The following is a 26199-nucleotide window of genomic DNA, read 5'->3' as shown; positions in this document are numbered from 1 at the left end:
GGAGGGATTTATATGAAATATACAGTTATTACAGGGGCTAGCTCAGGAATTGGATATGAAACCGCTCTTGCTTTTGCGACTCGTGGAAAAAACTTAATTATAGCAGCACGCAGAACGGAGGAATTAGGAAAGTTAAAGTCAAAAGTGGCTGAAATTAATCCAGACCTGGATGTTGTCATTCGAACCGTTGACTTATCTGTTACTGCAAATGTTTATGAATTCTATGAAAGTCTTCAGGTTTATCAAATCGACACCTGGATTAATAATGCTGGATTTGGAAACTTTGCTTCCATTGGGGAGCAAAAGTTAAATAAAATTGAGACGATGCTTCACTTGAATATTGAGGCTTTAACCGTTCTGTCCTCTCTTTATGTACGTGATTATGCAGATGTTGAAGGAACTCAAATTATCAATATATCTTCAGGAGGAGGATATAGGATTGTTGCCGATGCTGTGACTTACTGCGCGACAAAGTTCTATGTAAGTGCCTTTACAGAAGGTCTAGCACAAGAATTAAAAGAAAAAGGAGCGGCAATGCAAGCAAAAGTGTTGGCTCCTGCTGCTACAGAGACCGAATTTGCAAAACGGTCTTATGATGTTGATAATTTTGAATATGATAATGTTGTTCCTAAGTTCCATACAGCTGAACAAATGGCCGGTTTCTTACTCAATTTATATGATAGTGAGAAGGTGGTAGGAATTGTGAATGGAGAAACGTATGACTTTGAATTAAGAGATCCAATGTATCCATATGTGATGAGTATAAGAAACTAGTTTTGGAAAATCTGAACATAACAAAAAACTGATAGTTCCTTAAGGGACTATTTAAACAAAAATCACCGATTTCCTGTACGTAAAGAAGTTGGTGATTTTTTTGTCGTAATGGTCGTGAAATTGAACATTACATATTACAGAAGTGGCTACTTATATAAAAATTACATAACAGTAGTTGATATTCATCCATTAAATAAGACGATTATATGTACTGATGTTTTTCGTAATAAGAGAATGTTTAAGTTTGGTGATGTAATTGAAGTGAATTAGAGGGGGAATAAAAATAATTATCTCTTCCTAACTTAATTATATCATGTAAATCACGTTCAAAATAGACTGTTTATTCTCATTTACTACTGCTACAATCAATAGCACATGAACAGTAAGGAGAGGTGCCGAATGAGTTCTTTCGTTCTCGATTTTCAGGAAATAGAAAAAACACAGCTTTCGCTCGTTGGCGGAAAAGGATTGAATTTAGGGGAATTATCAAATATTCAAGGGATACAAGTGCCAGAAGGGTTTTGTGTTACAACGATAGGGTATGAAAAAGCCATCGAACAAAATGAAGCGTTTCAAGCTTTGTTGAGTCAATTAGCAATGTTAAAAATTGAAGACCGGGCTCAAATTGCTGAAATCAGTAAGAAGATTAGAGAAACCATTATGGAAGTAGAAATCCCTTCTGATGTAGTGGAAGCGGTGGCTCATTATCTCTCTCGTTTTGGAAATGAACATGCTTATGCAGTGCGTTCTAGCGCTACTGCTGAAGATTTACCATATGCCTCATTTGCTGGTCAACAAGATACGTATTTAAATATCATCGGAAAAGAAGCGATCTTGCAGCATGTAAGAAAGTGCTGGGCTTCTTTATTTACAGATCGAGCAGTCATTTACCGCATGCAAAATGGTTTTGAACATAGCCAAGTTTCTATATGTGTTGTCGTTCAAAGAATGGTTTTCCCGCAGGCTTCGGGAATTTTATTTACTGCTGACCCGATTACTTGTAACCGAAAGGTGTTATCGATCGATGCCAGTTTTGGACTTGGCGAGGCATTAGTATCAGGACTGGTTTCTGCCGATAATTATAAAGTAAAAGAAGGCGAAATCGCCGAGAAGATGATCGCAACTAAAAAATTGGCTATCTATGCCTTAAAAGAGGGCGGAACAGAGACGAAACAAATCAATCTCGCTCAGCAAAAGATTCAAACGCTTACGGAACAACAAATATTACAACTAGCACAGATTGGAAGACAGATCGAAGCTTATTTTGGCTGCCCACAAGATATTGAATGGTGTTTAGTTAATGACACATTTTATATTGTTCAAAGCAGGCCAATCACGACTTTATATCCAATTCCAGAAGCAAATGATCAGGAAAATCATGTGTATGTATCGGTTGGTCACCAACAAATGATGACCGATCCTTTGAAGCCGTTAGGAATGTCTTTATTCCAGTTAACATCCTTTGGACCGAGGTTTCAAGCTGGAGGAAGGCTGTTTGTTGATGTTGCACAAAGATTGGCGTCGCCTGCTAGTAGAGAACTTTTATTAAATACAATAGGGAACTCGGAGCCGCTTATTAAAGATGCATTAACGACTGTAATAGAGCGAGATAATTTTATCAAATTGTTACCGGATGATGAAAAAGAAAAGAGTCTTGGTAAAAGTATGCCACCTGCAAGTTCACAACCACAAATCGAAAGCGATCCGGCAATCGTTATGGATTTAATAAAGAATAGTCAAGCATCGATCGAAGAGTTAAAACAAAACATTCAAACGAAATCAGGGCTGGATGTAATTGATTTTATTTTAGAAGATATCCAGCAATTAAAGAAAATATTATTTCACCCGCAAAGTATGGCTGTCCTTATGGCAGGTATGAATGCTTCATCATGGATCAATGAAAAGATGGAGCAATGGCTAGGTGAAAAAAACGTAGCAGACACACTTTCACAATCTGTACAAAACAATATTACGTCGGAAATGGGTCTAGCATTACTCGATGTTGCAGATGTGATTCGGCCATATCCAGAAGTCATTGCGTATTTACAGCATATAGAAGATGACAGTTTTTTAGATGAGCTAGTTAAGTTTGAAGGCGGGGATAAAGCAAAAGATGCAATCTATGCTTTTCTGAATAAATACGGAATGAGATGTAGCGGAGAAATCGATATCACAAAAACGCGCTGGAGTGAAAAGCCAACTACAATTATCCCTATGATTTTAAATAACATAAGAGATTTTGAAACTGGTGCTAGTAAACGGAAATTTGAAGCAGGGCTGCAGGAAGCTTTGAAAAAAGAAGAAGAGTTATTAGAGCGATTGCAGCACTTGCCGGATGGTAAACAAAAAATAGAAGAGACGAAGCGAATGATTAGTAACATCCGGAATTTTATCGGTTATCGTGAATATCCAAAGTACGGCATGATTAATCGCTATTTCATATATAAGCAGGCAATATTAAAAGAAGCCGAGCAACTCGTGCAAAATAGTGTTATTCATGAAATAGAAGATATATACTATCTAACTTTTGAAGAGCTTCACGAAGTTGTTTGTACAAATAAACTAGATTACAAAGTCATCAATAATCGAAAAAATGAGTTCAAATTATATGAAAAACTAACACCTCCACGTGTTATTACGTCTGATGGAGAAATCATTACAGGTAAGTACAAACGAGAAAATCTCCCTGCCGAGGCAATTGTAGGTCTACCTGTTTCTTCAGGAGTTATAGAGGGGAGAGCTCGCGTTATTTTAAACATGGAAGATGCGAATTTAGAAGATGGAGATATATTAGTTACCGCATTTACTGACCCTGGATGGACACCGTTATTTGTGTCTATAAAAGGGTTAGTCACCGAAGTTGGCGGACTGATGACACATGGAGCAGTTATTGCACGTGAATATGGATTACCAGCAGTCGTCGGGGTAGAGAATGCTACAAAACTAATAAAAGACGGGCAACGAATTCGGGTACATGGAACAGAAGGGTATATTGAGATACTGTAGTTGTATTTTAGATAAATAAAGAAATCGTCCACTAAATATAGTGGACGATTTCTTTATGATTTTAAGTCAACTGCTATCACCTGAAACTGAAGATCAAAATAAAAATGAGCATATGGATTGGATTTCTTTGGATGTCCTTGTCGTAGAAGAAAACATACATGCCACGATTCTAATTCACATGCAAGAAGCAACCATAAATATCGATGAATCAGAATGTACACCAATCTAAAACAAAGAATATTTTCAAAAATATTACAAATTAAGACAGTATATTGCAAATTATTAGAATATTCTTTATTATATAAACGTTGTAACGTATTTAATATTGGGGAGGAATGGGGATGAAGAAAAAGCCTTTTAAAGTGCTGTCTACGCTTGCGGCGACAGCTGTGCTTAGTTGCACATTTGGATTTGGTAGTCAATCTGTTTATGCGGCAACGCCGTCTAGTGTAGGAGCTTTAAGTCCAATTGATGAAAATTTAATTCCAGAGGAGCGTTTAGCAGATGCGCTCAAGAAACGCGGTGTAATTAGTGAATCTACGTCGAAAGAAGACACATTAAAAGCTGTTGAAAAATACGTAGAGAAGAAAAAAGGCGAAAATGCTGGAAAAGAACCAGCAGCGGGGGATAGTGTTACGAGAGAAGCTTCTGATTTTTTGAAAAAGGTTAAAGATGCAAAAGCAGATGAGAAAGAAAAAGCAAATCAACCTATTAGTGGCCCGGTAGCTGGACAAGAGCCGGTTAAAGGGGGATTAAACGGCAAAGTACCAACTACTTCAGCGAAGCAAAAACAATATAACGGTGATGTTCGTAAAGATAAAGTTCTTGTATTGCTAGTAGAGTTTGCTGACTTTAAGCATAACAATATTGATCAAGTACCAGGTTATATGTATTCAAATGATTTTAATCCAGAACATTATCAAAAAATGTTATTTGGTAATGAGCCGTTTACACTCTTTGATGGTTCAAAAGTCCCAACATTTAAACAATATTATGAAGAGCAATCTGGTGGTAGTTATACAGTCGATGGGACAGTAACAAAGTGGTTGACAGTTCCAGGTACAGCAGCGGATTATGGTGCAGATGCAGGAGATGGCGGTCATGATAATAAAGGACCAAAAGGACCTCGTGATTTTGTAAAAGAGGCATTAAATGCAGCTGTAGAAAGTGGTATTGATTTATCAGAATTTGACCAATACGATCAATATGACAATAATGGTGATGGCAATAAAAACGAATCAGATGGTCTTATCGATCACTTAATGGTTATTCACGCTGGAGTTGGGCAAGATGGAGGCGGCGGTAGACTAGGTGATGATGCAATTTGGTCACATCGCTGGAACCTTGGAACACCATATCCAATTGAAGGAACAAAAGCAAAAGTTGATAACTGGGGCGGAAAAATGGCAGCATACGATTACACAATTGAGCCAGAAGACGGAGCAGTTGGTGTATTCGCACATGAATTTGGTCATGATTTAGGTCTTCCAGATGAGTATGATACGAAGTACTCAGGATCAGGTGAGCCAATTAATTCTTGGTCTGTTATGAGCGGCGGCAGCTGGGCTGGTAAAATTGCAGGTTCAACGCCACCGAGTTTCTCTCCGCAAAACAAAGAGTTCTTTCAAAAGAACATGGGTGGAAACTGGGCAAATATTGTAGAGATTGACTATGATAAATTAAATCGCGGTATAGGTCTTGCGACGTACTTAGATCAAAGTGTAACGAAATCAGCTCGTCCTGGTCTGATTCGCGTTAACTTACCAGATAAAGATGTAAAAGGTATTCAGCCTGCATTCGGTAAGAAATATTACTATAGTACAAAAGGTGATAATCTTCATACAACAATAGAAACGCCAGTGTTTGATTTAACAAATGCAACAATGGCGAAGTTTGATTACAAATCATTGTATGAAATTGAAACAGATTATGACTTCCTTGAAGTACATGCAGTGACAGAGGATGATAAGAAAACGTTAGTGGATCGAATTGGCGAAAAGAATGTGAAAAATGGTCTAGACACAACGGATGGTAAATGGGTAGATAAGTCATATGACTTAAGCCAATTTAAAGGACAAAAAATAAAACTGGTATTCGAATACATTACAGATGGTGGTTTAGCACCGAACGGTTTTACTCTTGATAACGCTACATTAACTGTAGATGGAAATGTTGTGTTCTCTGATGATGCAGAAGGCGAAGCGAAATTAAAATTAAATGGTTTCGTTACAGCAAACGGTTTTGATAAGAAGAAACATAACTATTATTTAGAGTGGAGAAACTACGCTGGTGCTGATCAAGCGTTAAAATATAGCGGTGGTGTACCGTATAATACAGGTCTTGTTGTATGGTATGCAGACTCTAGCTTTACAGATAATTGGGTTGGTATGCATCCAGGCGAAGGTTTCTTAGGGGTTGTTGACTCTCACCCAGAGGCAATTGTTGGAACGCTAAACGGCAAACCAACTGTTAAAAATAGTACACGATACCAAATCGCAGATGCTGCGTTCTCCTTTAACCAAACGCCAGCATGGAAAGTTGTATCTCCAACACGCGGAACATATGATTACAAAGGGTTACCAGGTGTAACGAAGTTTGATGATTCTAAATTGTATATGAACGATTTAATCCCAGATGCAGGACGTAAAGTACCGAAGTTTGGATTGAAATTTGAAGTAGTTGGACAAGCAGATGATAATACTGCAGGTGCAGTTCGTTTATATCGTTAATAATGGAGAAGCTGTTGAAGAGGATTCCTTTCAACAGCTTTTTTCATAGGAACATAAATTTCAAGTTATTAATAATAATAGTAACTACTCAGCCATATATTTCATTTAGAAGTTTGTTGATGTTCAGATTGATTAAATCATGTTTCTATGCAGGCAAGCTTATTTTTTTAAGCCAGCTGCATAAAAGGGTCCATGAACTGCGATTGTTGATAAAATACGAGCAATTTCCTCCGGTGTTTCTTTTTGTCCATTATTTAACCATTGTTGAATAACACCTATATGAGCAGATGCCATATAAGAAGCTAAGTATTGGCTTGGGACAAGTAAATTCTCCTTATTAATGAGAGCACCATTCGTATCTTCAAATAGCGTTTTCCACATAAAGTCTTTCAATTTTGTTTGGAAAGATAAATCTCCTTTTGTGCTTAGTACAGCTTTCATAAAATCACTATTTTCATTTAGAAATTCAAGGATAGAAGTGATAAGTACAAACGGCGTTGTTGGAGAAGGATTTGATCCAAGGTCAGCAATAACTTCCGGAAATTTCTGTTTGGCGATGCTAGAAAACTCATACATAATTTCTTCTTGGCATTTTGTCATTAAATCAAATTTATCTTGATAGTGTTCATAAAAAGTACCACGGTTTATGTTTGCTTTCGTAGTAATATCTTTCACTGTAATGGCGTCAAAACCTTTTTCCTCAATTAACGCCACCAATGCATTTCGTATGGCAGTTTTCGTACGAATAACACGTAAATCTAAATTACTATCACGCAAAGCATGTCCCTCCTTAATTTTTTCCAACACATTTAAAGAAAGTGTCTTTTAACCGACACATTCAAGATTTTTGATTATTGTATAAGATTTAACTCAAACATATAATTCAAAATATAAATAAACAACACGTTGTTGGTTATTATAAATCAAATTATAGGAGGATAAAAGAATATGTTTAAAAATAAACTTTTATTGTTATCACCAGTTGTTGCACTACTTGTTGTTTTTATTTTTTCATTAACATTATTTCCAACGGTTCAACCTAAGCCGAAAAACTTGCCAATCGCAATTGTAAATGAGGATCAAGGAGTGGAAATTCCGAATCAAGCTAAAATGAATATGGGGCAAACAATCGTTGATACTATTAAAAAAACATCGAAATCAGATGAAGAACCTGCGGTAAAGTGGGTAGAAGTAAAAAATAAGGAATCTGTTCAAACAGGTTTAAATAATCAAGAGTATTACGCAGCACTAGTCATTCCGAAAGACTTTAGCGTAAAACAAGCATCGCTACGAACACCACAGCCATCTTCGCCAGAGATAGAAATATTAATAAATCAAGGAATGAATACGGCGGCTTCAACTATGGCAGGGCAAATGTTAAATGGCGTAGTTGATAATATGAACAATAACGTTCGTACGCAGTTACTAGAAGGATTTAAAGCAAAAGGGACTACTTTAACAACGGATCAAGTTTCGAAATTAGTAACACCGATTACAAAGAAAGTAACAAATGTGAATGAAATTGGCAAAAATAGTGCAAACGGTAACTCGCCAATTTCTTTATTCCAACCGTTATGGATTGCAAGTTTAGCTAGCGCAGCGATTATCTTTATTGCGATTAGCAAAATGCCGGTAGGTACAAGAAAAGAAAACTTTGTATTAAAACTAAAACAAATATTAGCTGGAGCTATCGCGGCGCTTGTAATTGGATTTGGTCTAACATGGATCGCGGATGGCATGGTAGGATTAAATATCCCGAATTTCATGGATACGGCTTTATTTTTATCCATTACATCATGTAGTTTCTTCTTAATGATTTCGGCTGTTCTTTCATTAATGGGATTAAAGGGAATAGGTATATTTGCACTGTTACTTTTCTTTGGTGCACCGCTATTGGCGCTAGCGCCTGAAATGATGTCGCCATTTTATCAAGACTGGATTTACTCTTGGTTACCGATGAAATTTATGATCGAAGGACTTAGAGAAATATTCTTCTTTGGAAAAGGGTTAAGCTGGAGTACACCTGTTACTGTGCTCGTTTGGATTGGTGTGATAAGTATGGTTATCATTTTAGTAACGGCTTTCAAGCGTAGTGCAATAAAGGAACATAAAACTGAATTAAGCGCTTAAAAGGTAAAGAACGTTTCACTTGTAGTGAAGCGTTTTTTTGATGAATTCATTATGAATTGATAAGGAAATTAAGCAGCGATAGATAGGCTTTTTCAATATTTTAAAGGTGATTGAAGAATTAGTATTTGCGGTTCTTTTTTGTATACATGCTCCTACTATTTCAAAGTGCATAGAATGTTATGCGAAATTATGGAGGGGATACGATGTATAATTCGAATTATCATGATTGTTATAGGCAGAATGATAAGTTGATAAGTGATATTGCAAAAGCTATAAACGGAGAGTATAGCGCTATAAGCTGCTATGCTAAATTAGCTAACATGGCTCCAAACGAGGCAGAACGAAATCAAATTCTTGAAATTCGTAATGATGAAATAAGGCATTTTCAAAATTTTGTACAAATCTATACGAACTTAACTGGCAGGCAGCCGAAACCACAGATTACTGAAGACTGCCCGAATACGTACTTACAAGGATTAGAATTCGCTATACAAGATGAGCAAAAGACCGTAGATTTTTATTTGGAAATTTCAGATGCAACATCGGATGCATCTATGAAAGATTTGTTACGGAGAATCGCTGCAGATGAACAAAATCATGCGGTATGGTTTTTATATTATTTTGTGAAGTCGAAGTGAATATGAAAAATGAATGGTTGATGTGGTGAATATATTAGAAATTAGTTTAAAACGTAGTGCAGTAATTGAGTGAAATACTTAAATACAAGTAGAAGGAAACCGTTTCATTAGTAGTGAGTGGGGCGGTTTTTTTGCGATGAAATACAAGTTACAAAGAGTATCGACAAAATATAGTAGTTGAATTTGGTATATAATGTATGGAACGAAAATGAAAATAAATAAGCTAGGAGCAAACAAATGAAAAGAGGCATTTTTGTAGATATTCCAAATGAATACAGCAATTTACTTTGGAAAGTGTTAAAACCAGTGGATATTACTGTATTTGATTGGCGAGTGGAAAATGAGGAATCTTATTTAATAGTGCGTGATGGCCTAGGTTCAGAATTATTTTCGGAAGATAAAAAAATAATGAATGGATTAGAATTTAAAAAATTAATAAAAGACAACATATATTATCTCATTTTTGCAGATTTAAAAGCATATCCAAAAGGGGAAGTATTAGAAGAGGTCGAAACATATGAAGAATTTAAAGAGAGTAAGTGCGAAGTAGTCGTGCTAGTGGCGGATGGTGATTACATACAAATTTATGCGAAAAATCAAAAGGCGATTGAGTTGATGTATGAAAATGCACTGAATCAAGGTTTTTACGTTGAATACGTTACAGATGAAAATGACGGTAGAACGCGTTTGTCAGTATGGTAGTAATATGAAAGGAGAACGCAATATGGAGAGAAATACAGTTAAAGAATATACAATTCGAATTGCTACAGAAGAAGAAAGTAATAGCATTATCACTCTATTAAAAGAAGTAGCACAGTGGCTACAACATAAAGAAGTGAATCAATGGCAGTATCTTTTAGGAGGAGAAGCTACAGCTGAAATATTAGAAGGCATAAGCGAGAAATATACGTATGTTGTTACGAAGGAAGATGAAATTGTCGGTACGGTTACAGTATCTCCTAAACAAAATGAATGGGATGAACGTATTTTTGGTAAAGAGGAAGTTTCTGATTCTTTATATATTCATAGATTTGCGGTGAAGCGGGAGTATAAGGGGAATGGAATAGGAGAATGGATTTTACAATGGGTAGAAGAGAATGTACAAAGTGATAAAGAGTATTTGAAGTTAGATTGTGTTGGGCATAACCAACTGTTGAATGATTTTTATAAGCGATGTGATTTTGAGTATATCGATAGTACGGATGGGCTTAGTAAATTTCAAAAGAAAAGGAGAAAGTGAATGAATCCAATTAACGTAAGTTTAGTTGAGAAGTTAATACAGGAACAGTTGCCTGAATGGGCACATTTAGAAGTGAAGCCTGTAAAGCTTAGCGGGCATGATAATAGAACGTTTCATTTAGGAGATCAGATGAGTGTCAGATTACCAAGCGCTGCAGCATATGCACCGCAAGTAGAGAAAGAAAACAAGTGGCTTCCTATATTAAGTAAGGAACTTTCTTTACCAATTTCTGCACCAATTGCGAAAGGGAATCCATCTGAAGAGTATCTATGGCCTTGGTCTATTAATAAGTGGATAGATGGGGAGACTGTTACGAAAGAAAATGTTCGTGACTTAGATGAATTTGCGGCGGACTTAGGCTCATTTTTAATAGAGTTACAATCAATTGATGCGAGTAACGGGCCAATAGCTGGAGCACACAATTTTTACCGAGGCGGGCTTATATCTGTATACGATGAAGAAGCGAGAGTGGCCATTGCAAATAATAGGGAAGTTTTTGATGAGACATCATTAAAGCATCTTTGGGATTTAACACTTAGGTCAACATGGGACCATAAACCAGTGTGGGTTCATGGAGATGTTGCACCGGGTAACTTACTTGTTAAAGATGGAAAGCTTTGTGCCGTAATTGATTTTGGTATTTTAGGAGTAGGAGATCCTGCCTGTGATGCAGCGATGGCATGGACGTTTTTTGATGAAAATAGTAGAAATGTATTTAAAGAAGTATTAAGTATGGATGAAGAAACGTGGAATAGAGCGAGAGGATGGGCGCTTTGGAAGGCTTTAATTACATATGATGCGAATAGGGATAGTAATGAGAAAGTAGCCGAAGAATCGTATCGTGTGATTCAAGTGATTGTGGATGATTATGAGAGGTAATAGAAAAAGGCTTATTTTGAATCATATGATCAAAATAGGCTTTTTTATTAATCGATACTTAAAGCTTTTTACCCATTTGGTTATAACTGTACTCAAAGCGAGATTTTGATGTGGGTACATCCTTTTTACCGTCTAATGGATTATTATAGTATATAAAGTGATCATCTACACCAGTTATGATAATCGTATGTGTATTTCTGTATCCATTTACGGTTTTTCCTTGAGGTGTTTGCCAAGGTTGGTCTAGTTCCGGAGCAGTCATTTTGGTCCCTACCCAATCATCTATTTTGTTTTTCTCCGCATCAATCCCTTGTATATTATCAACAGATATTCCGTTAAAAGTATCTGAACTTATTATTTTATATGTACAGAGAACGATATTAACGTTGCTTATTATTACGCCGATTGCTTATTTGTTGCTTTAAAAAAGGAAAAGTATCATCAAAATCATGTTAACTTTATAAAGGTATAGGTAATGAAAGGGTAAAGCTGGAAAAATATAAATAAAGTAGAATTGAAAATTATTATTTTAAAAAGATAAAGCTATAAAAAAGAACCCTTCTGTAAAAAGAAGGATTCTTTTGTTTGTTATTTTTTATTAAAAGCAGGGTGTTCCCACATGGCTATCAAGCTAAGAAAAGCAAATACCCCAAAACGAGAAAATTTATATCTCCAGGTGAAAATGTACAATTTTTTGTTTTGGGGGCAATCTGCAAGCCCATCAACCTAAGATTTTAAAGTATCCTCTAAACGAAAATTTTGTGTTTTTTTGAACTTTTATTTATTTTTCGTATATGACGTAATACTTCTTAAGAAGATTCCTAACCCTGCAAAAAAGAATCCTAAGCATAATAAGCTGGCTGGCGTTCCCCAAGTGATTTGATCTAGCATTTTTATCCCCTCCCGTTTATTAGTATATAGTATTTATTGGGGTTTATCCAGATTTTCCCTTGAATAGGTACCTCCATATGCCTATCAACCTAACAGAGCAGATTGCCCCATTTTCCGACTACTATGTCTAAAATAGCAGAGGCGGCAGAAGTAAGCTTTGGTAGTGTAGCATATTACTATGAAAGTAAAGAGAAATTGTTTGAAGCAGCAGTATTAGCACCTTTTGAAGATTTTAGAAAACTATTCTTATTAGTTCATGAATTCGATGGTTCACCATTAGAGAGAATTTCAAAGATGGTATATGAACAAATGAAATTTTTTATTCAATAAAGTAGTTCTTTAAGATTAGTACAATATGTAATTGCTCATCACGATCAATTTCCACAAATAATGAGTAAAATACTCGTTTTTTGGGAGGAATCAAAGGAGAGTATTTCTTCAGTAATAATCGATGGTCAGAAAAAAGGAGAACTAATGTTATTAGAACCAAATGTTGTATTTTCTTCTTATTTCTCTTATTTAATCGGTACGATATTAACTATTATTGATGAGCTTTCACACCCTATATGGGAAGAGTATATTCGACAAGGAATTCGTATGTTTGGTCCTAAGGAAGAGATGTTGAGGGAAATTGAATTAGGTTAAGTGAGGTTAAAAGGGATAAAGTAATAGAGCATGGAAAAATTATGATCTGTTTAATAAAAGTTAATATTTATTCAAACAGAAAAGAAGTCATTTTGATTCAAATGACTTCTTTTTTATTTATCGTAAAATCGCAATTCGTGCGAGATAATAATCAGTGGAGAGAAATAAAAAACACGAATTAAAGTTTTACTTTATTTCAAAATGAAAGTCACATTTAGTGTGAATTTAGTTTTTTAATATTCCTTGACAGGAATATTCCCGTTTGGATATAATCAATTCAACAAGACGATAATATTAGTGATGATATTAATGTGTTATAACCGGAGACCATCACTTAACGAGGTGAGTGATATGTCGGAGAAAATTTCGGGCGTGAACGTGGCGACGCTGAATGCCTTATCTGAACCGAATCGTATGAATATCGTTGAACTGTTGCGTGACGGTCCTCTAACTGTTGGGGAAATTGCCGATCATCTGGGATTAAGGCAGCCACAAACTTCGAAACACTTAAAGGTGCTAAGTGATACTGGAATTGTGGAAGTGCAAGCTGAAGCTAATCGCCGGATTTATAAGTTACGACCTGAACCTTTCCAAGCGCTTGATTGTTGGGTACAGTCATTTAAGCGTGTGATGGAAGAGAGATTCGATAATTTAGATGAGTATTTGAAGGAATTGCAAAACAAGGAAAAGTCATAAAATCAGTTCATATTTAAGGAGGAATTAACATGTCAAACAATACAATGGTATCAAGAGTGGAGAACGATCGGGTATTAGTACTGGAGCGCGTTTTCGATGCGCCGCGCGATTTAGTATTCAGTATGTTTAAAGAACCAGAGCATTTGAAACATTGGTGGGGGCCAAGAGGCTGGGAAATTCCGGCATGTACTGTCGACTTCCGTCCGGGAGGCGTTTGGCACTACTGTATGAAGTGTGTCGATCAGAACCTGGGGCAATTCTTTGGTATGGAATCATGGGGCAAAGGAGTCTATAAAGAGATTATTGAGCCAGAGAAAATCGTCTATACCGATTACTTTTCAGATGCTGAAGGTAATGTAAATGATTCTATGCCGTCAACCGAGATGACATTGGAATTCATCGATTTAGGTGGAAAGACAAAGCTAATAAACCGTGCTGAATATGTTAACAAAGAGGCCCTCAAGACCGTTATGGACATGGGCATGCTACAAGGTATCACCGAAACTTGGGATCGTTTGAACGAACGATTGGAGTCGTTGAAATAGATTTTTGTACCGCAACTTTATTTTCGGTGATAATTAAGTTTAAGTGTATGGAGTTTAATAAAAATTGTTTATAAAGGAGCGTTAAAATAAATGATTAATAATGTTGGTCAAATTATGTTGTATGTGAATAACCAAGATGAAGTGAAGAAATTTTGGACAGAAAAAGTAGGGTTTATTGTAATTTCAGAGGAAGATAACGGTCAAGGAATGCGATGGATTGAAATTGCTCCAACTAAAGAAGCTGAAACAAGTATTATTCTCCACAATAAAGAGTTAATTGCTAAAATGCAGCCTGAGTTAAATCTTGGTACACCTTCTTTAATGTTCTTCTCAAAAGAATTCGATCGTTTATATAGTGATTTAGTAAACAAAAATGTTACAGTTGGAGAAATTGTAAATATGCCTACAGGTAGAATATTTAATTTTGCAGATAGCGAAAATAACTATTTTGCGGTAATGGAAAAGAAGTAAATTTCAATTCAATTTATGAGTGCGATGCTTGAATAAAAGGCATCGCATTTTTATTTATCATAAAATACAGTTTACGAGGTATTTGGGATAAACCTTTATTTTAAAGATATATTATATTTTTATATAAACATAAAACGATTTAAGGCAGTATGATATAGTTACAAGAGAGGAGGGGTAATAAATGGAAATTGTTCACAAAAGAGCAAAGTTACGGTTAATGGATAGCAATGATGTCGAAAAAATGTTTTCAATCGTGGAAGGAAATCAAGAAATTTGGGCGTATTTAATCTTTAAAATGGATACTGTTCAAGATATGCAGCAATATGTTCAAAAGGCGATAAAAGCTTATGGGGCAGGTAAAGATTTGCCATTTGTTGTTGTTGATCAAAAGACGAATGAAATAGTAGGAAGTACACGCTTATATAACATTTCAGTTGAAGATAAGACTGTTGAGTTAGGAAAAACGTGGTATGACCCGAGTGTACAACGTACGAGTATGAATACAGAATGTAAGTATATGTTATTACAATATGCTTTTGAAAAGTTGCATATGCGGAGAGTACAAATTAAGACGGATGCCCGAAATGAAAAAGCACAAAGAGCAATTGAAAGACTGGGTGCAGTAAAAGAGGGTGTACTTAGAAACGAAAGAAAATTACCGAGTGGACATGTTAGAGATGCAGTTGTATACAGTGTTATTGCAAGTGAATGGCCAGCTGTAAAAGAACGGTTATTAGAAAAATTAGAGTCGTATAAAGAAAAACGATAATTCATATTAAGAAAGGTGTATTGATCGTCAAGATGAAAAATATACCTTTTTTCTTACAAAACAGTTACTTCTTTTGTTTCATCATTCCATTATGATAAAAAATTCGTTACAATGTAGTTGTATGGTAATAAACTTATAAATTATACAAATGTAATGAAACCGCAAACGAAAAATGAATTGATAATCCTCAATTTTAAATGAAAACCCTTTAATGAATATATATGACAAGAAAAATTCCTTCTTTTAAACAAATTCAAACAAAATGATTTGATATATACGTTTTTATATAGAAGTATGGATGATGTACGGAGGCAGTTATAAATGAAAGAAAATAAGAAAAGTAAGAAAAGAAGAATCTTGCAAGTATTCTTGCTTATGATTTGTTCTATTATTTTATATGTAAGTTATGCAGCTTACGATATTTGGAGTTATCGCTTTAAAACAGATGATGATGTGAAGACAGATGCTGGTATCGTGCTGGGAGCAGCTTCATGGAACGGAAAACCATCTCCTGTATTTAAAGAAAGAATTAATCATGCAATTTCTTTATATAAGAACGGTAATATTAAAAAGATTATTTTTACAGGTGGTACAAAGTTTGAGGCAGAGCTTGAGGAAGCGCGTACTGCTAGAGTGTATGCACTGAAACATGGTGTAAAAGATGAGGATATTTTAATTGAAACAAAATCTCTTTTCACAGAGGAGAATTTAAAGAATGCAAAGCAAGTTGGGATAGAGAATGGAATACGCACATATACGATCGTGAGTGATCCACTTCATATGAAACGTGCGATGAAAATTGCAAAACATCTTAAAATTGAAGCGTATGCATCACCAACTCCAACGTCAGCGTATAAAACGTTAGATACAGAAATCCCTTTCTTTTTTAAAGAATTATGCTCGTATATTGGATATGTAACCTCTTTGCCATTAAAGGCATTGAAAGGGGATTAATATAAGAAAAGAACCTATCCTTTCATATAGGAACTTTTCTTATTGTTCAAAAGCATTGTATTTTTATCGGAATAGTGAAACAATAGAGAGGTAACTTCATATAATCATAATGACAAAATGAACGGTTTATGAATCGAACATAAAGGAGATTATGTATGGCACTCTCATTTGTTGAAACAGAAGAACAATCTTTAGTTATTGAGAAAATAAATAAATTGATTCCGAAGTTCATGGAAAGGGAGCATCAACTAAGTGAATTAGGATCATTTCCGTATGAAAATATTAATAATTTGAAAGATATCGGATATACGAAATTAACGTTGCCAAAAGAATTGGGAGGCAATGCGATTTCTTTATATGACTTCGTTTTATTTCAAGAGAAAATAGCAGAAGGCTGCGGTGCTACCGCATTATCAATTGGATGGCACCTGGGCATTGTAAAGGAATTAGCTGAAAATCGCTCTTGGAATGAGGAAATGTTCACTTGGTTTTGTGAAGAAGTGCGTAATGGTGCGCTTTTTAATCGAGCAGCGACAGAGCCGAATACAGGTAGTCCTACGCGCGGCGGGAAACCAGAGACGTTAGCTGTCAAAAAAGGTGAGAAGTGGATTATAAATGGAAGAAAAACGTTTACGACAATGGCGCCAGTACTTGATTATTTTATCATTTCAGCAAGTGTTGAAGGCCAGGAAGAAATCGGAGAGTTTGTCATTCCAAAGAATACGATAGGCGTATCAATTGAAGAAACGTGGGATAGTATCGCAATGCGAGGAACTGCGAGCCATGATCTCGTTTTACAAAATGTAGAGATACCAGATCGCTTTTTCACTGATATAAAGGGTTCAAAGGTTAAAGCTAAGGGGATTGGCTGGTTACTTCATATACCAGCATGTTATTTAGGAATCGCACAATCGGCAAGAAATTATGCGGTTCAGTTTGCGGAATCATACAAGCCAAATAGTTTAAATCATTCTATTAGTTTATTACCGAATGTTAGAAGATTAGTTGGAGAATTAGAACTTGAGCTTATGCAAGCTCGCGTCTTTTTATATCAAATTGCGAAAAAATACGATGAGGCAGAAGATAAATTATCATTGCAAGCCGAACTAGCAGCTGCGAAATATGTTGTAACGAACGCGGCAATATCTATTGTAGATAAAGCAATGCGCATCGTAGGGGCGAAAAGTTTATCAGAAAAAAATCCGCTTCATCGCTATTATTTAAACGTCAGAGCAGGACTACACAATCCGCCGATGGATGATGCAACGCTATCTATGCTGGCGGATGCGGCGTTTCGGTCGTAATGAAGAAATATAAAGTTTGTTCCGTTCTGGAACAGACTTTTCGTTGTCGGTGAATCAGTATTCTATGTTGAATCGTTGATATATTTAGAGTTGTGATAGATATATTTGAAAAATCGTTGATATAATTCCATGTATTATGTCATTGTTCAAAGAATAGGGAATTCTCGTTTTACAAATTAAAAAGGCTATCCTTTTGATAAGAGGATAGCCTTTTTAATTTGTTCTATTGTGGTTGTACTTCAAGATTCATACTACCTTCAGAACCGTCTTGATTATGTGCAAATAACGAATAATCACCTGGTAAAGGATTGGCGATGAGTGAACGTAAAGTAAAGGATTTACTTTCATTTGGCTGTAACGTGTGTTTGACTAAACGATCTTCTTTGAATTTAATTGAATAATTGACACTCCCACCCCTAAAGGGGCAAGCTGACTAACGTCAGTGGGATTCTTGCTACCAAAGGCGAAGTCCATTTCTGGTATCGCTGACGTGCAAGATTGCGGTGTGCCATCACCACTCCCACAACAGACCATATAGGTTCGTGGGCTACGGTACTGTGACCATACCGTACAGATTGTTGGTTCTCAAATGTTTTTACGTCTTTTGCATGACGACTTAATACATTTTACGGAGTAGAAGAATTTGCTACCCCAACCTCATATGTATTCTGTTTTCAGAGAACAGTCGTTTTAGAGTCTTTTGCATGACTATAAATAAAGTATACCATGTTTTGCTATGCAAAAACGATGCTTTCATCCCACGTCTAAAGACGGACTAAAGTCTTGCGTGGGCTTTCCCGCATCATAAATTCTGTAATAGTTTCTTTTTCTATACTTGAAGATGAGGAATCTAGTTTTGTATTTTGCTTTGTTAATAAAGTAATCGTGCAAAGTGATGCGATGAGAATAAATGAACTAGAGATAACGAACCGCTTTTTTGTAAGAATCATATATTTTTCTCCCTTTATAAGAATATAAGAATGTATAATAACTAGAAAAACATAACATATATTCCATTTATTATAAAATTGATAAATCTTTCTTTTCATTCTTCTTTTTGTAGTTTTATAGTGGAATGCTATTTTTCTTATTTCACCTACTGTATAATAAGAAAAAAGTACGAAAAGAGGTTATCTCATGCTAGAGGTTATTGCAACTTGTTTAGAAGATGTGAAGCGAATTGAAAAGGCTGGTGGAAATCGAATTGAACTCATTTCATCGTATACAGAAGGTGGTTTAACACCGAGTTATGCTTTTATAAAAAAAGCAGTAGAAACAGTGGAAATACCAGTTCATGTTATGATTCGTCCGCATGCAAAGTCTTTCACATATACGGAAGAAGAAATTGAAATGATGAAAGAAGATATTGTAGTTGCTCAAAATCTTGGGGCTGCTGGTGTTGTATTAGGTGTATTAAGCGAACAAAATGAAGTTGATGAAGAGAAATTAGCAGATTTATTATCTGTTGTAGATGGAATAAATGTCACGTATCACCGTGCGATAGATGATACTGAAAATCCAGTAGAAGCGATGAAAGCTTTGAAGAAATTCAATAAAGTTACTCACGTGTTAACTTCAGGCGGACAAGGAAATGTAGTAGATAATATTCCGGTGCTTACAGGGATGCAAAAGGAAAGTGAAGGGAATATACAGCTTGTTGTCGGAAGCGGAGTAACGAAAGAGAATGTAAAAAAATTGCTAGATGAAACTGGAATTACGCAGGCGCATGTAGGTACAGCGGTTAGAGAAGGTAAGTCATGTTTTTCTGAAATTGACCTAAAGTTAGTACAAGAGTTAGTTGAAATAATAAAGTAAGTATTTAAGAAAGAGGAGAGACGATGAAGACAAATACGAAGAAAGAATTGATCTCATGGATTAAAACGATAGGTATTACCCTTGCGATTGCCTTTATCGTTCGTGGGGTGCTATTTACGCCGTCATTAGTACAAGGTGAGTCGATGATGCCAACTTTAGAAAATAATGAGCGAGTTCTCGTTAATAAGATTGGTTATAGTATAAGCGGGTTAGACCGTTTTGACGTTATCGTCTTCCACGGAAAAGAAGGGTACGATTTAGTAAAACGAGTAATTGGTTTACCAGGTGATACAGTTGAGTATAAAGATGATGTTTTATATGTAAACGGAAAAGCGATGGAAGAACCGTATTTAAAAGAATTTAAAGAAAAGGCAGCAGGTCGTGTATTAACTCCTGATTTTACGTTAGAACAAATCACAGGGAAAACGAAAGTGCCAGAAGGCCAAGTGTTTGTTTTAGGAGATAATCGTGAAGTATCTAAAGACGGTCGTATGTTTGGGTTTATTTCAGAAGATGAAATTGTCGGAAAAGGACAAGCTGTTTTCTGGCCATTGAAACAAGTGAGAGCGTTATAAAGTAAAGCAAAAGTATGGGAGAAATATTCTTCCATACTTTTTTGTTTGTGAAAAATATATTGATAGAATTGAAAGAATATTTTATAATTTTAAATTATAGGTTTGTTTCGAAAAACGGAATTTAAGTTCCGAAATTCGGAACGAAAAGGAGATAGGATGAGTATAAATAAAACGGCAGTTAAGACAATGGATATTTTAGAGTTGTTTTATGAGCATGAGGAGCTAAGTTTAACAGAGATGGTTCAGCTTACGAATATGCCGAAAACATCTGTTTATCGTTTAATTGGCTCGTTAGAAGAAATGGACTTTTTACAAAAAACAGAAAAGGGAAAGTATCGTCTCGGAGTCGTTTTTTTACGATTTGGTCAACTTGTTTCACAAAGGTTATCCGTAAGAAATATTGCGATACCTTATATGAAAGAGCTTAGAGATAGTTTAGGGCAAGCAGTAAATTTAATTATTCAAGATGGTAATGATGCAATTTATGTTGAGAAGATGGAAGGAGTTCAGCCGGTACGTGTTTATACGGCGGTTGGAAGAAGGGCTCCGCTATATGCTGGTGCATGTCCTAGAATTTTACTATCGTATTTTTCAGAGGAAGAGAAAAGAAAGTACGTAGAGGAAACAGATTTAAAGCAGTTTGCGGATGGAACGATCGTGAATAAGGAGCATTTGTTAGAAGTATTACATATGGCGAAAAAAGAAGGGTACACAATTAGCTACTCTGAATTAGAAAATCATACAGCGGCTATAGCAGCACCAATTTTTGCAAGTGATGGAACGGTTGTAGCTGGCATTAGTATTTCGGGATTAGCAATTGAGTATAGCGAAAGTAACATTTCATATTTTACTGCGAAAGTGAAAGAAACAGCATACCGCATTTCGAAAGAACTCGGCTTTTGGGCATAGAAAGAGGGAGTGGGATGAAATTTTCTGCGTTAGGGGATCAAGCAATTATTGTTACATTTGGTGAAGAAATTGGGATGGATATATACGAAAAAGTACAACGATTATTTCAAGCGCTGAGGCGGCATCCGTTTGCAGGAATGGTTGAATGCGTTCCGTCGTTTACTTCATTAGCGGTGTACTACAATTTGTACGAAGTATGGAAGCAAAACGAGAGAAGTGAAAGGCCATATGATCACGTTTGCCAGTATATACAGGAGCTGTGTGATTCTTATAAAGAAGAAGTGAACCGAGATGTGAAACATATTTCTATACCGGTGTGTTACGGGGGAGAATATGGACCTGATTTAGAAGAGGTTGCATATTATCAAGGATTACAAGTAGAGGATGTTATTCGAATACATAGTGAAACAACATATTTCGTGTATATGTTAGGTTTTACACCTGGGTTCCCATATTTAGGCGGATTACCGAAAGAACTAGAAACACCTAGAAAAGAAACGCCGCGGTTACAAATTGCTCCTGGTTCAGTAGGTATTGGCGGAAATCAAACAGGTATTTATCCGCTTGAAACACCAGGAGGCTGGAATATTATCGGCCGAACACCTATTTCTCTATTTAATCCAAAAGAAGAAACACCAACATATATTCAAAGTGGTATGTATTTACGATTTATACCAATAACAAAGGAAGAGTACGTATCGCTTGAGGGGGCTAAAGAATGGATGTAGAGGTTTTGCATGCAGGAATGTTTACAACAGTCCAAGATTTAGGACGATCTCATTATCAACAATACGGTGTACCTGTTGGCGGGGCTATGGATAAAAATGCGCTCAGGATGATTAATATGTTAGTAGGTAATGAGGAGAATGAGGCTGGACTCGAAATTACAATAATGGGACCTAAATTGTTAATCAAGAAAACGACTTTGCTCGCGATTGGTGGAGCAGATATGGAACCGTTGTTAAATGGAGAACGCATTCCATTATGGCGTCCCGTATTAGCTGAAGAAGGAAGCATGCTTTGTCTCGGAAAAGCGAAAAGCGGTTGCAGGGCGTATGTGACTTTTGCGGGTGGTATAAATATTGATCGTACGATGGGAAGTAAAAGTACTTACATACGTGCTGCTCTTGGCGGTATTGAAGGGAGAATGCTGAAAAAAGGAGATTATTTTCAAATTGGTACAGGGGCAGAAGTTGGGAGTCGTTTCATTCGAAATTTACAAGAAGAAGAGCGTATAAAAACGAAGTGGGCAATTTGTAACAATACTTTACCAAAATATAAGAAGCAGCCTATTCTTCGCGTCATAACAGACTTTGAATATGATCAATTTACAGAAGAAAGTATAAAGTCGTTTTTTTCGAAAGAGTATAAAGTATCCAATTATGCTGATCGCATGGGATATAGGCTTGACGGAGATGTTTTAAATAGAGTTGAAGAGATAGAAATTTTATCGAGCCCAGTTACATTCGGAACAATTCAAGTACCGAATGGTGGACAGCCTATTATATTAATGGCGGATAGACAAACGACAGGTGGTTATCCGAGAATTGGAAATGTAGTTTCAGTAGATTTACCTCTTCTAGCGCAGCTGAAACCAGGAGACTATGTAACTTTTGAAAAAATAACTATGGAAGAAGCTGCACACTTATATATAGAACAGGAAATAAGTATGAGTCTATTAAAGAAATTCATCGCTTTACGAAGCTGAGATTAGGAGGAAAAAATCGTGACTACAATTGATTTAAACTGTGATTTAGGAGAAAGTTTTGGAGCTTATAAAATGGGGAATGATGATGAAATTCTTCCGTTCGTTTCCTCTATAAATGTTGCTTGTGGTTTTCATGCGGGTGATCCGGCCGTTATGAGGCAAACGGTTGAAAAAGCTCTGCAGCATAACGTAGCAATAGGAGCGCATCCTGGATTTCCTGATTTAATTGGATTTGGAAGAAGGAATATGCATGTTTCAGCAAGTGAAGTGTACGATTATGTTTTATATCAAATTGGCGCATTAGAAGGATTTGTTAGAGCTGCCGGAGGGAAAATGCAACATGTAAAACCGCACGGTGCGTTATATAATATGGCGGCAACTGATTCGGAAATTGCGGATGCAATCGCAAAAGCAATTTATCATATTAACCCTGGATTATTACTTTACGGATTAGCGAATAGTGAGGCGTTTATAAGGGCAACAGAAAAATATAATATAACTCTCGTACAAGAAGCTTTTGCTGATCGTACGTATAAGCAGGATGGAACTTTAACGAGCCGTACAGAAGAAAATGCTCTTATAAAAAATGAAGATGAAGCAATAAAACAAGTACTTCAAATGGTGAAGGAAGGGTATGTAGAATCGGTTAATGGGGAGAAAGTAGCAGTTCAGGCGCAAACGATATGTTTACACGGGGACGGAGAGAAAGCAGTACAATTTGCGGAAAAAATATACAGAACATTCGAACTTAATGGTGTTTCTATAAGTGCACCGAAATAATAAATGAGGGGAAGTGCTGGAAATGATTAAATTAATTGGGATACTACTTGTTGCAGTTGGGTTTTTATTTAGACTAAATACACTGTTAGTAGTAATGGTTGCGGGTATTGTTACTGGTATGGTTTCTGGTTTAAGCTTTTATGATGTGATCAGCATGTTCGGTAAATTTTTCATAGAAAACAGATATATGTCTATGCCAATCATATTAACTTTACCGGTAATCGGAATTTTAGAGCGTTACGGTTTAAAAGAAAGAGCAGAAGCACTTATAACGAAATCAAAAGGAGCAACAACTGGAAGAGTATTAATGTCATATTTTACGATAAGAGAATCATCAGCAGCACTTGGACTTAATATCGGTGGTCATGCGCAAACAGTGAGACCGCTAGTTGCGCCAATGGCAGAAGGAGCTGCACAAGGTAAATATGGTAAACTACCTGAAAAATTGAGAGAAAAGATTAAAGCAAACGCAGCAGCTGCGGAAAATACAGCTTGGTTTTTCGGAGAAGATATTTTTATCGCAACTGGTGCCATTTTATTAATGAAGGGATTCTTCGATTCAGTAGGTATGCATGTCGGTGTATGGGATATGGCGCTTTGGGGTATTCCAACTGCGATATCCGCACTAATTGTGAGCTGGATTAGGTTTAGAAGGTTTGATAAGTATATAGAGAAAACAATGAAGGCAGAAGAAAAACAAGAGAAGGAGGCTATATAAGATGAACATCATAACAATGGATACAATTTATTATGTATTAGGAATAATCGTTGCATTTATCGCTGTTCGTATTGCATTTGATCGTGAACATCCAAACCGATTCGGTTCTAGCTTATTTTGGGCATTGTTTGCAGTTACATTTTTATTTGGAAATGTAATACCTTCGTTTTACGTTGGCTGTATCGTACTCGCTATGGTCGTGTTAGCTTCATTAAATAAAGTAACAAAATCCGAGGAGAAAGAAGTACCAGTGCAAGAACGTGTGAAACATGCTGAGAAATTAAAGAATAAAATTTTTATGCCTGCACTGTTAATACCTATTTTTACAATTATCGGTACACTGACATTAGGGAAAATCAAATGGGGAAATGTCTCTCTTGTTGATCCTGATAAAGTAACGTTAGTTGCATTAGCGTTAGGTGCATTACTCGCATTCGTTGCAGCGATGCGTATTACAAAAGCGAGAATAACAACGCCTGTTCAAGAAGGAAGCAGATTACTACAGGCTGTCGGCTGGGCTGTTATTTTACCACAAATGTTAGCAGCGCTTGGCGGTATTTTCGCAAAATCTGGCGTTGGCCAGGTCGTTTCTGATTTAGTCGGACAAGTGTTACCAACAGAGTATCCATTCGTTGCTGTTATGGCGTACTGTTTAGGAATGATGCTATTCACAGTTGTAATGGGAAATGCTTTCGCTGCGTTTGCGGTTATTACTGGCGGAATTGGCTTGCCTTTAATTGTTCAAATGCACGGCGGGAACCCAGCAATTATGGCAGCACTCGGTATGTTTGCTGGATATTGCGGAACGCTTATTACGCCAATGGCGGCAAACTTTAATATTGTTCCAGCGATGCTTTTAGAATTGAAAGATAAGAATGCTGTTATTAAGGCGCAAGTACCAATTGCTCTTTCCATTTTCATTATCAATATGTTTATCATGTACGGCCTTGTATATCGTTTCTAATTAGGAGAGTGAAACTATGAAAACAGTATTATTAACAGGATTTGATCCGTTTGGAGGAGAAAGCATCAACCCAGCTTGGGAAGTCGCAAAAAGTTTACATGAAAAAACAATTGGAGAATACAAGATTATAAGTAAACAAGTTCCAACGGTATTTCATAAATCGATACAAGTATTAAAAGCGTATATAGAAGAGTTGTCGCCTGACATTATTATATGTATTGGACAAGCTGGGGGCAGACCAGATGTTACGATAGAGCGAATAGCAATTAATGTTGATGATGCAAGAATTGCTGATAATGAAGGGAACAAGCCAGTAGATGTACCGGTTGTAGAAGAAGGACCTGCTGCATATTGGTCCACACTTCCGATGAAAGCAATCGTGAAAAAACTTCGCGAAGAAGGTATACCGTCATCTGTTTCACAAACGGCAGGTACATTCGTTTGTAATCATTTATTTTATGGTCTTATGCACGAACTAGAGAAACATGATAAGAAAATAAAAGGTGGATTTGTTCATATTCCGTTCTTACCAGAACAAGCTACTAACTATCCAGGTCAACCGAGTATGTCACTTTCTACTATTAGTAAAGGGATAGAATTAGCAATCGAGGTAACGACGGAAGTGGAAGTAGATATTGTAGCGTGCGGCGGTGCGACGCATTAAATAGAAGAATAAATTGGGATACAATCATATTCCATAGATGATTTCACAAAGTTTTGGAGAGATAGTTAAGGTGAGGGCAATGGGTAAAATTCTATTCTTCGGAGTAATATTATGTGTCACGCGTATAGAAGGTTAAATCTAATTTTAATATTTTGTTATTCGATAAGGATTTATTAGAAATATAAAATGAAATAAAAAAGCAACTTCAAGATGATAAAGTAGCTAAATAGCAAGTTTAAAAAATGTTTGCAAAAATAATAGAATAACTGGTAATAAAGGAAAAGAAATCCGAAAATTGGATTTCTTTTTAATTTGATGTAACTATTTACATAATATAATATTCCATGGTAAAGTTTTCAAGGGAAAATTAAGTATGAGAAACACCATGGAGGGTA

The 26199-nt window shown here is 36.1% G+C and carries 29 protein-coding genes and 3 pseudogenes; 28 read left to right on the top strand and 4 right to left on the bottom strand.

Annotated elements, in window-relative coordinates; genetic code table 11:
- Window positions 1-12: 12 nt before the first annotated feature.
- The 5 genes and pseudogenes from NSQ47_RS09635 (at window position 13) to NSQ47_RS09615 (ending at window position 6509) form a co-directional block, all read left to right on the top strand.
- Window positions 13-774: an SDR family NAD(P)-dependent oxidoreductase gene (locus NSQ47_RS09635; protein ID WP_002110647.1), complete on the top strand. Its 762-nt coding sequence runs from the start codon at window positions 13-15 to the stop codon at window positions 772-774.
- A gap of 126 nt (window positions 775-900) precedes the next feature.
- Window positions 901-1044: pseudogene (locus NSQ47_RS09630) on the top strand (YolD-like family protein); the annotation flags it as partial.
- 129 nt (window positions 1045-1173) lie between these two features.
- Complete coding sequence (ppsA, locus tag NSQ47_RS09625) at window positions 1174-3780, top strand: phosphoenolpyruvate synthase (RefSeq protein ID WP_341036709.1); 2607 nt, start codon at window positions 1174-1176, stop codon at window positions 3778-3780.
- A gap of 55 nt (window positions 3781-3835) precedes the next feature.
- Window positions 3836-4009 carry a hypothetical protein gene (locus tag NSQ47_RS09620; protein ID WP_157263604.1) on the top strand — a complete coding sequence of 58 codons (174 nt, stop codon included), beginning with the start codon at window positions 3836-3838 and terminating at the stop codon, window positions 4007-4009.
- Window positions 4010-4121: 112 nt separating this feature from the next.
- Window positions 4122-6509 (top strand): immune inhibitor A domain-containing protein, encoded by a 2388-nt coding sequence (locus tag NSQ47_RS09615; RefSeq protein WP_341036706.1) that lies wholly within the window; start codon window positions 4122-4124, stop codon window positions 6507-6509.
- A 159-nt stretch (window positions 6510-6668) separates the two neighbouring features.
- Here NSQ47_RS09615 and NSQ47_RS09610 read toward each other — a convergent pair whose 3' ends face one another.
- Window positions 6669-7286 (bottom strand): TetR/AcrR family transcriptional regulator, encoded by a 618-nt coding sequence (locus tag NSQ47_RS09610; protein WP_341036702.1) that lies wholly within the window; start codon window positions 7284-7286, stop codon window positions 6669-6671.
- Window positions 7287-7457: 171 nt separating this feature from the next.
- On the opposite strand from NSQ47_RS09610, the gene NSQ47_RS09605 reads away from it, so the two are divergent.
- The 5 genes from NSQ47_RS09605 (at window position 7458) to NSQ47_RS09585 (ending at window position 11396) form a co-directional block, all read left to right on the top strand.
- A complete protein-coding gene (locus NSQ47_RS09605) occupies window positions 7458-8639 on the top strand; it encodes a YhgE/Pip domain-containing protein (RefSeq protein ID WP_341036700.1) in 1182 nt (393 codons plus the stop codon).
- Between the two features lie 203 nt (window positions 8640-8842).
- Complete coding sequence (locus NSQ47_RS09600; protein WP_341036699.1) at window positions 8843-9277, top strand: ferritin-like domain-containing protein; 435 nt, start codon at window positions 8843-8845, stop codon at window positions 9275-9277.
- A 237-nt stretch (window positions 9278-9514) separates the two neighbouring features.
- Window positions 9515-9979 (top strand): DUF2691 family protein, encoded by a 465-nt coding sequence (locus tag NSQ47_RS09595; protein WP_340824613.1) that lies wholly within the window; start codon window positions 9515-9517, stop codon window positions 9977-9979.
- Between the two features lie 22 nt (window positions 9980-10001).
- Window positions 10002-10517: a GNAT family N-acetyltransferase gene (locus NSQ47_RS09590; RefSeq protein WP_341036697.1), complete on the top strand. Its 516-nt coding sequence runs from the start codon at window positions 10002-10004 to the stop codon at window positions 10515-10517.
- The gene (locus tag NSQ47_RS09585; protein ID WP_341036695.1) at window positions 10518-11396 is read left to right on the top strand and encodes an aminoglycoside phosphotransferase family protein; all 879 of its coding nucleotides are present in this window, start codon (window positions 10518-10520) and stop codon (window positions 11394-11396) included. It abuts the gene before it with no gap.
- A 58-nt stretch (window positions 11397-11454) separates the two neighbouring features.
- On the opposite strand, the gene NSQ47_RS09580 is transcribed toward NSQ47_RS09585, so the two are convergent.
- Window positions 11455-11658, bottom strand: coding sequence for a hypothetical protein (locus tag NSQ47_RS09580; RefSeq protein ID WP_340824607.1), 204 nt, complete (start codon window positions 11656-11658; stop codon window positions 11455-11457).
- Here NSQ47_RS09580 and NSQ47_RS09575 point away from each other — a divergent pair.
- From NSQ47_RS09575 to NSQ47_RS09535, 9 genes and pseudogenes are all read left to right on the top strand, one after another.
- Window positions 11654-11821 (top strand): annotated as a pseudogene (locus tag NSQ47_RS09575) (YjiH family protein); the annotation flags it as partial. The gene NSQ47_RS09580 and the pseudogene NSQ47_RS09575 sit on opposite strands and share 5 nt — an antisense overlap.
- Window positions 11822-12389: 568 nt before the next feature.
- The gene (locus NSQ47_RS09570) at window positions 12390-12617 is read left to right on the top strand and encodes a TetR/AcrR family transcriptional regulator (protein ID WP_235712888.1); all 228 of its coding nucleotides are present in this window, start codon (window positions 12390-12392) and stop codon (window positions 12615-12617) included.
- Between the two features lie 144 nt (window positions 12618-12761).
- Window positions 12762-12932 carry a hypothetical protein gene (locus NSQ47_RS09565; protein WP_002161252.1) on the top strand — a complete coding sequence of 57 codons (171 nt, stop codon included), beginning with the start codon at window positions 12762-12764 and terminating at the stop codon, window positions 12930-12932.
- Window positions 12933-13283: 351 nt separating this feature from the next.
- Window positions 13284-13628, top strand: coding sequence for an ArsR/SmtB family transcription factor (locus NSQ47_RS09560; RefSeq protein ID WP_340824604.1), 345 nt, complete (start codon window positions 13284-13286; stop codon window positions 13626-13628).
- A gap of 29 nt (window positions 13629-13657) precedes the next feature.
- On the top strand, window positions 13658-14173 hold the full coding sequence (locus NSQ47_RS09555) for an SRPBCC domain-containing protein (protein WP_002161254.1): 516 nt from the start codon (window positions 13658-13660) through the stop codon (window positions 14171-14173).
- A gap of 90 nt (window positions 14174-14263) precedes the next feature.
- Window positions 14264-14644 carry a VOC family protein gene (locus NSQ47_RS09550; RefSeq protein WP_105587238.1) on the top strand — a complete coding sequence of 127 codons (381 nt, stop codon included), beginning with the start codon at window positions 14264-14266 and terminating at the stop codon, window positions 14642-14644.
- A gap of 181 nt (window positions 14645-14825) precedes the next feature.
- The gene (locus tag NSQ47_RS09545; protein ID WP_341036693.1) at window positions 14826-15413 is read left to right on the top strand and encodes a GNAT family N-acetyltransferase; all 588 of its coding nucleotides are present in this window, start codon (window positions 14826-14828) and stop codon (window positions 15411-15413) included.
- A gap of 321 nt (window positions 15414-15734) precedes the next feature.
- Entirely contained in the window at window positions 15735-16367 is a 633-nt protein-coding gene (locus tag NSQ47_RS09540) for a YdcF family protein (RefSeq protein ID WP_088078866.1), read from the top strand.
- Window positions 16368-16522: 155 nt separating this feature from the next.
- Window positions 16523-17671: an acyl-CoA dehydrogenase family protein gene (locus tag NSQ47_RS09535; protein ID WP_078181189.1), complete on the top strand. Its 1149-nt coding sequence runs from the start codon at window positions 16523-16525 to the stop codon at window positions 17669-17671.
- A gap of 223 nt (window positions 17672-17894) precedes the next feature.
- Here the strand turns inward: NSQ47_RS09535 and NSQ47_RS28215 are convergent.
- A pseudogene (locus NSQ47_RS28215) lies at window positions 17895-18080 on the bottom strand (hypothetical protein); the annotation flags it as partial.
- Between the two features lie 355 nt (window positions 18081-18435).
- Window positions 18436-18621: a hypothetical protein gene (locus NSQ47_RS28210; RefSeq protein ID WP_445662093.1), complete on the bottom strand. Its 186-nt coding sequence runs from the start codon at window positions 18619-18621 to the stop codon at window positions 18436-18438.
- A 187-nt stretch (window positions 18622-18808) separates the two neighbouring features.
- Between NSQ47_RS28210 and NSQ47_RS09525 the strand changes: the two genes are divergently transcribed.
- The 9 genes from NSQ47_RS09525 to pcp all read left to right on the top strand — a co-directional run bounded on the left by NSQ47_RS09525 (window position 18809) and on the right by pcp (window position 25804).
- Complete coding sequence (locus NSQ47_RS09525; protein WP_340824597.1) at window positions 18809-19486, top strand: copper homeostasis protein CutC; 678 nt, start codon at window positions 18809-18811, stop codon at window positions 19484-19486.
- Window positions 19487-19509: 23 nt separating this feature from the next.
- Window positions 19510-20061 (top strand): signal peptidase I, encoded by a 552-nt coding sequence (gene lepB / locus NSQ47_RS09520; RefSeq protein ID WP_002110627.1) that lies wholly within the window; start codon window positions 19510-19512, stop codon window positions 20059-20061.
- Between the two features lie 156 nt (window positions 20062-20217).
- Complete coding sequence (locus NSQ47_RS09515; RefSeq protein WP_002161261.1) at window positions 20218-20970, top strand: IclR family transcriptional regulator; 753 nt, start codon at window positions 20218-20220, stop codon at window positions 20968-20970.
- Between the two features lie 14 nt (window positions 20971-20984).
- Entirely contained in the window at window positions 20985-21698 is a 714-nt protein-coding gene (pxpB, locus tag NSQ47_RS09510; RefSeq protein ID WP_002127997.1) for a 5-oxoprolinase subunit PxpB, read from the top strand.
- Window positions 21689-22678 (top strand): 5-oxoprolinase subunit C family protein, encoded by a 990-nt coding sequence (locus NSQ47_RS09505; protein ID WP_002161262.1) that lies wholly within the window; start codon window positions 21689-21691, stop codon window positions 22676-22678. The genes pxpB and NSQ47_RS09505 overlap by 10 nt, the downstream gene beginning before the upstream one ends.
- Before the next feature lie 18 nt (window positions 22679-22696).
- Window positions 22697-23458 (top strand): 5-oxoprolinase subunit PxpA, encoded by a 762-nt coding sequence (gene pxpA / locus NSQ47_RS09500; protein WP_002161263.1) that lies wholly within the window; start codon window positions 22697-22699, stop codon window positions 23456-23458.
- Window positions 23459-23480: 22 nt separating this feature from the next.
- On the top strand, window positions 23481-24176 hold the full coding sequence (locus tag NSQ47_RS09495) for a DUF969 domain-containing protein (RefSeq protein ID WP_000593391.1): 696 nt from the start codon (window positions 23481-23483) through the stop codon (window positions 24174-24176).
- A 1-nt stretch (window position 24177) separates the two neighbouring features.
- A complete protein-coding gene (locus NSQ47_RS09490; protein ID WP_340824586.1) occupies window positions 24178-25140 on the top strand; it encodes a DUF979 domain-containing protein in 963 nt (320 codons plus the stop codon).
- A gap of 16 nt (window positions 25141-25156) precedes the next feature.
- Window positions 25157-25804: a pyroglutamyl-peptidase I gene (pcp, locus tag NSQ47_RS09485; protein WP_070146698.1), complete on the top strand. Its 648-nt coding sequence runs from the start codon at window positions 25157-25159 to the stop codon at window positions 25802-25804.
- Window positions 25805-26199: the final 395 nt, after the last annotated feature.

It is taken from the genome of Bacillus sp. FSL R10-2780 (assembly GCF_038006125.1).
GTDB lineage: Bacteria > Bacillota > Bacilli > Bacillales > Bacillaceae_G > Bacillus_A > Bacillus_A cereus_U.
This window is presented reverse-complemented; position numbering and strand designations above follow the sequence as displayed.

Excerpts from the sequence above, each read along its gene's own strand:
- NSQ47_RS09550 (WP_105587238.1), top strand. The coding sequence starts at position 14,264 with ATGATTAATAATGTTGGTCAAATTATGTTGTATGTGAATAACCAAGAT.
- NSQ47_RS09560 (WP_340824604.1), top strand. The coding sequence starts at position 13,284 with ATGTCGGAGAAAATTTCGGGCGTGAACGTGGCGACGCTGAATGCCTTA.
- NSQ47_RS09595 (WP_340824613.1), top strand. The coding sequence starts at position 9,515 with ATGAAAAGAGGCATTTTTGTAGATATTCCAAATGAATACAGCAATTTA.
- NSQ47_RS09545 (WP_341036693.1), top strand. The coding sequence starts at position 14,826 with ATGGAAATTGTTCACAAAAGAGCAAAGTTACGGTTAATGGATAGCAAT.
- NSQ47_RS09590 (WP_341036697.1), top strand. The coding sequence starts at position 10,002 with ATGGAGAGAAATACAGTTAAAGAATATACAATTCGAATTGCTACAGAA.
- NSQ47_RS09535 (WP_078181189.1), top strand. The coding sequence starts at position 16,523 with ATGGCACTCTCATTTGTTGAAACAGAAGAACAATCTTTAGTTATTGAG.
- NSQ47_RS09605 (WP_341036700.1), top strand. The coding sequence starts at position 7,458 with ATGTTTAAAAATAAACTTTTATTGTTATCACCAGTTGTTGCACTACTT.
- NSQ47_RS09540 (WP_088078866.1), top strand. The coding sequence starts at position 15,735 with ATGAAAGAAAATAAGAAAAGTAAGAAAAGAAGAATCTTGCAAGTATTC.
- NSQ47_RS09490 (WP_340824586.1), top strand. The coding sequence starts at position 24,178 with ATGAACATCATAACAATGGATACAATTTATTATGTATTAGGAATAATC.
- NSQ47_RS09525 (WP_340824597.1), top strand. The coding sequence starts at position 18,809 with ATGCTAGAGGTTATTGCAACTTGTTTAGAAGATGTGAAGCGAATTGAA.
- NSQ47_RS09505 (WP_002161262.1), top strand. The coding sequence starts at position 21,689 with ATGGATGTAGAGGTTTTGCATGCAGGAATGTTTACAACAGTCCAAGAT.
- NSQ47_RS09620 (WP_157263604.1), top strand. The coding sequence starts at position 3,836 with ATGATTTTAAGTCAACTGCTATCACCTGAAACTGAAGATCAAAATAAA.
- NSQ47_RS09635 (WP_002110647.1), top strand. The coding sequence starts at position 13 with ATGAAATATACAGTTATTACAGGGGCTAGCTCAGGAATTGGATATGAA.
- NSQ47_RS09615 (WP_341036706.1), top strand. The coding sequence starts at position 4,122 with ATGAAGAAAAAGCCTTTTAAAGTGCTGTCTACGCTTGCGGCGACAGCT.
- ppsA (WP_341036709.1), top strand. The coding sequence starts at position 1,174 with ATGAGTTCTTTCGTTCTCGATTTTCAGGAAATAGAAAAAACACAGCTT.
- NSQ47_RS09555 (WP_002161254.1), top strand. The coding sequence starts at position 13,658 with ATGTCAAACAATACAATGGTATCAAGAGTGGAGAACGATCGGGTATTA.
- pcp (WP_070146698.1), top strand. The coding sequence starts at position 25,157 with ATGAAAACAGTATTATTAACAGGATTTGATCCGTTTGGAGGAGAAAGC.
- NSQ47_RS09580 (WP_340824607.1), bottom strand. The coding sequence starts at position 11,658 with ATGACTGCTCCGGAACTAGACCAACCTTGGCAAACACCTCAAGGAAAA.
- NSQ47_RS28210 (WP_445662093.1), bottom strand. The coding sequence starts at position 18,621 with ATGATTCTTACAAAAAAGCGGTTCGTTATCTCTAGTTCATTTATTCTC.
- NSQ47_RS09495 (WP_000593391.1), top strand. The coding sequence starts at position 23,481 with ATGATTAAATTAATTGGGATACTACTTGTTGCAGTTGGGTTTTTATTT.
- NSQ47_RS09565 (WP_002161252.1), top strand. The coding sequence starts at position 12,762 with ATGTTATTAGAACCAAATGTTGTATTTTCTTCTTATTTCTCTTATTTA.
- lepB (WP_002110627.1), top strand. The coding sequence starts at position 19,510 with ATGAAGACAAATACGAAGAAAGAATTGATCTCATGGATTAAAACGATA.
- pxpB (WP_002127997.1), top strand. The coding sequence starts at position 20,985 with ATGAAATTTTCTGCGTTAGGGGATCAAGCAATTATTGTTACATTTGGT.
- NSQ47_RS09515 (WP_002161261.1), top strand. The coding sequence starts at position 20,218 with ATGAGTATAAATAAAACGGCAGTTAAGACAATGGATATTTTAGAGTTG.
- NSQ47_RS09585 (WP_341036695.1), top strand. The coding sequence starts at position 10,518 with ATGAATCCAATTAACGTAAGTTTAGTTGAGAAGTTAATACAGGAACAG.
- NSQ47_RS09600 (WP_341036699.1), top strand. The coding sequence starts at position 8,843 with ATGTATAATTCGAATTATCATGATTGTTATAGGCAGAATGATAAGTTG.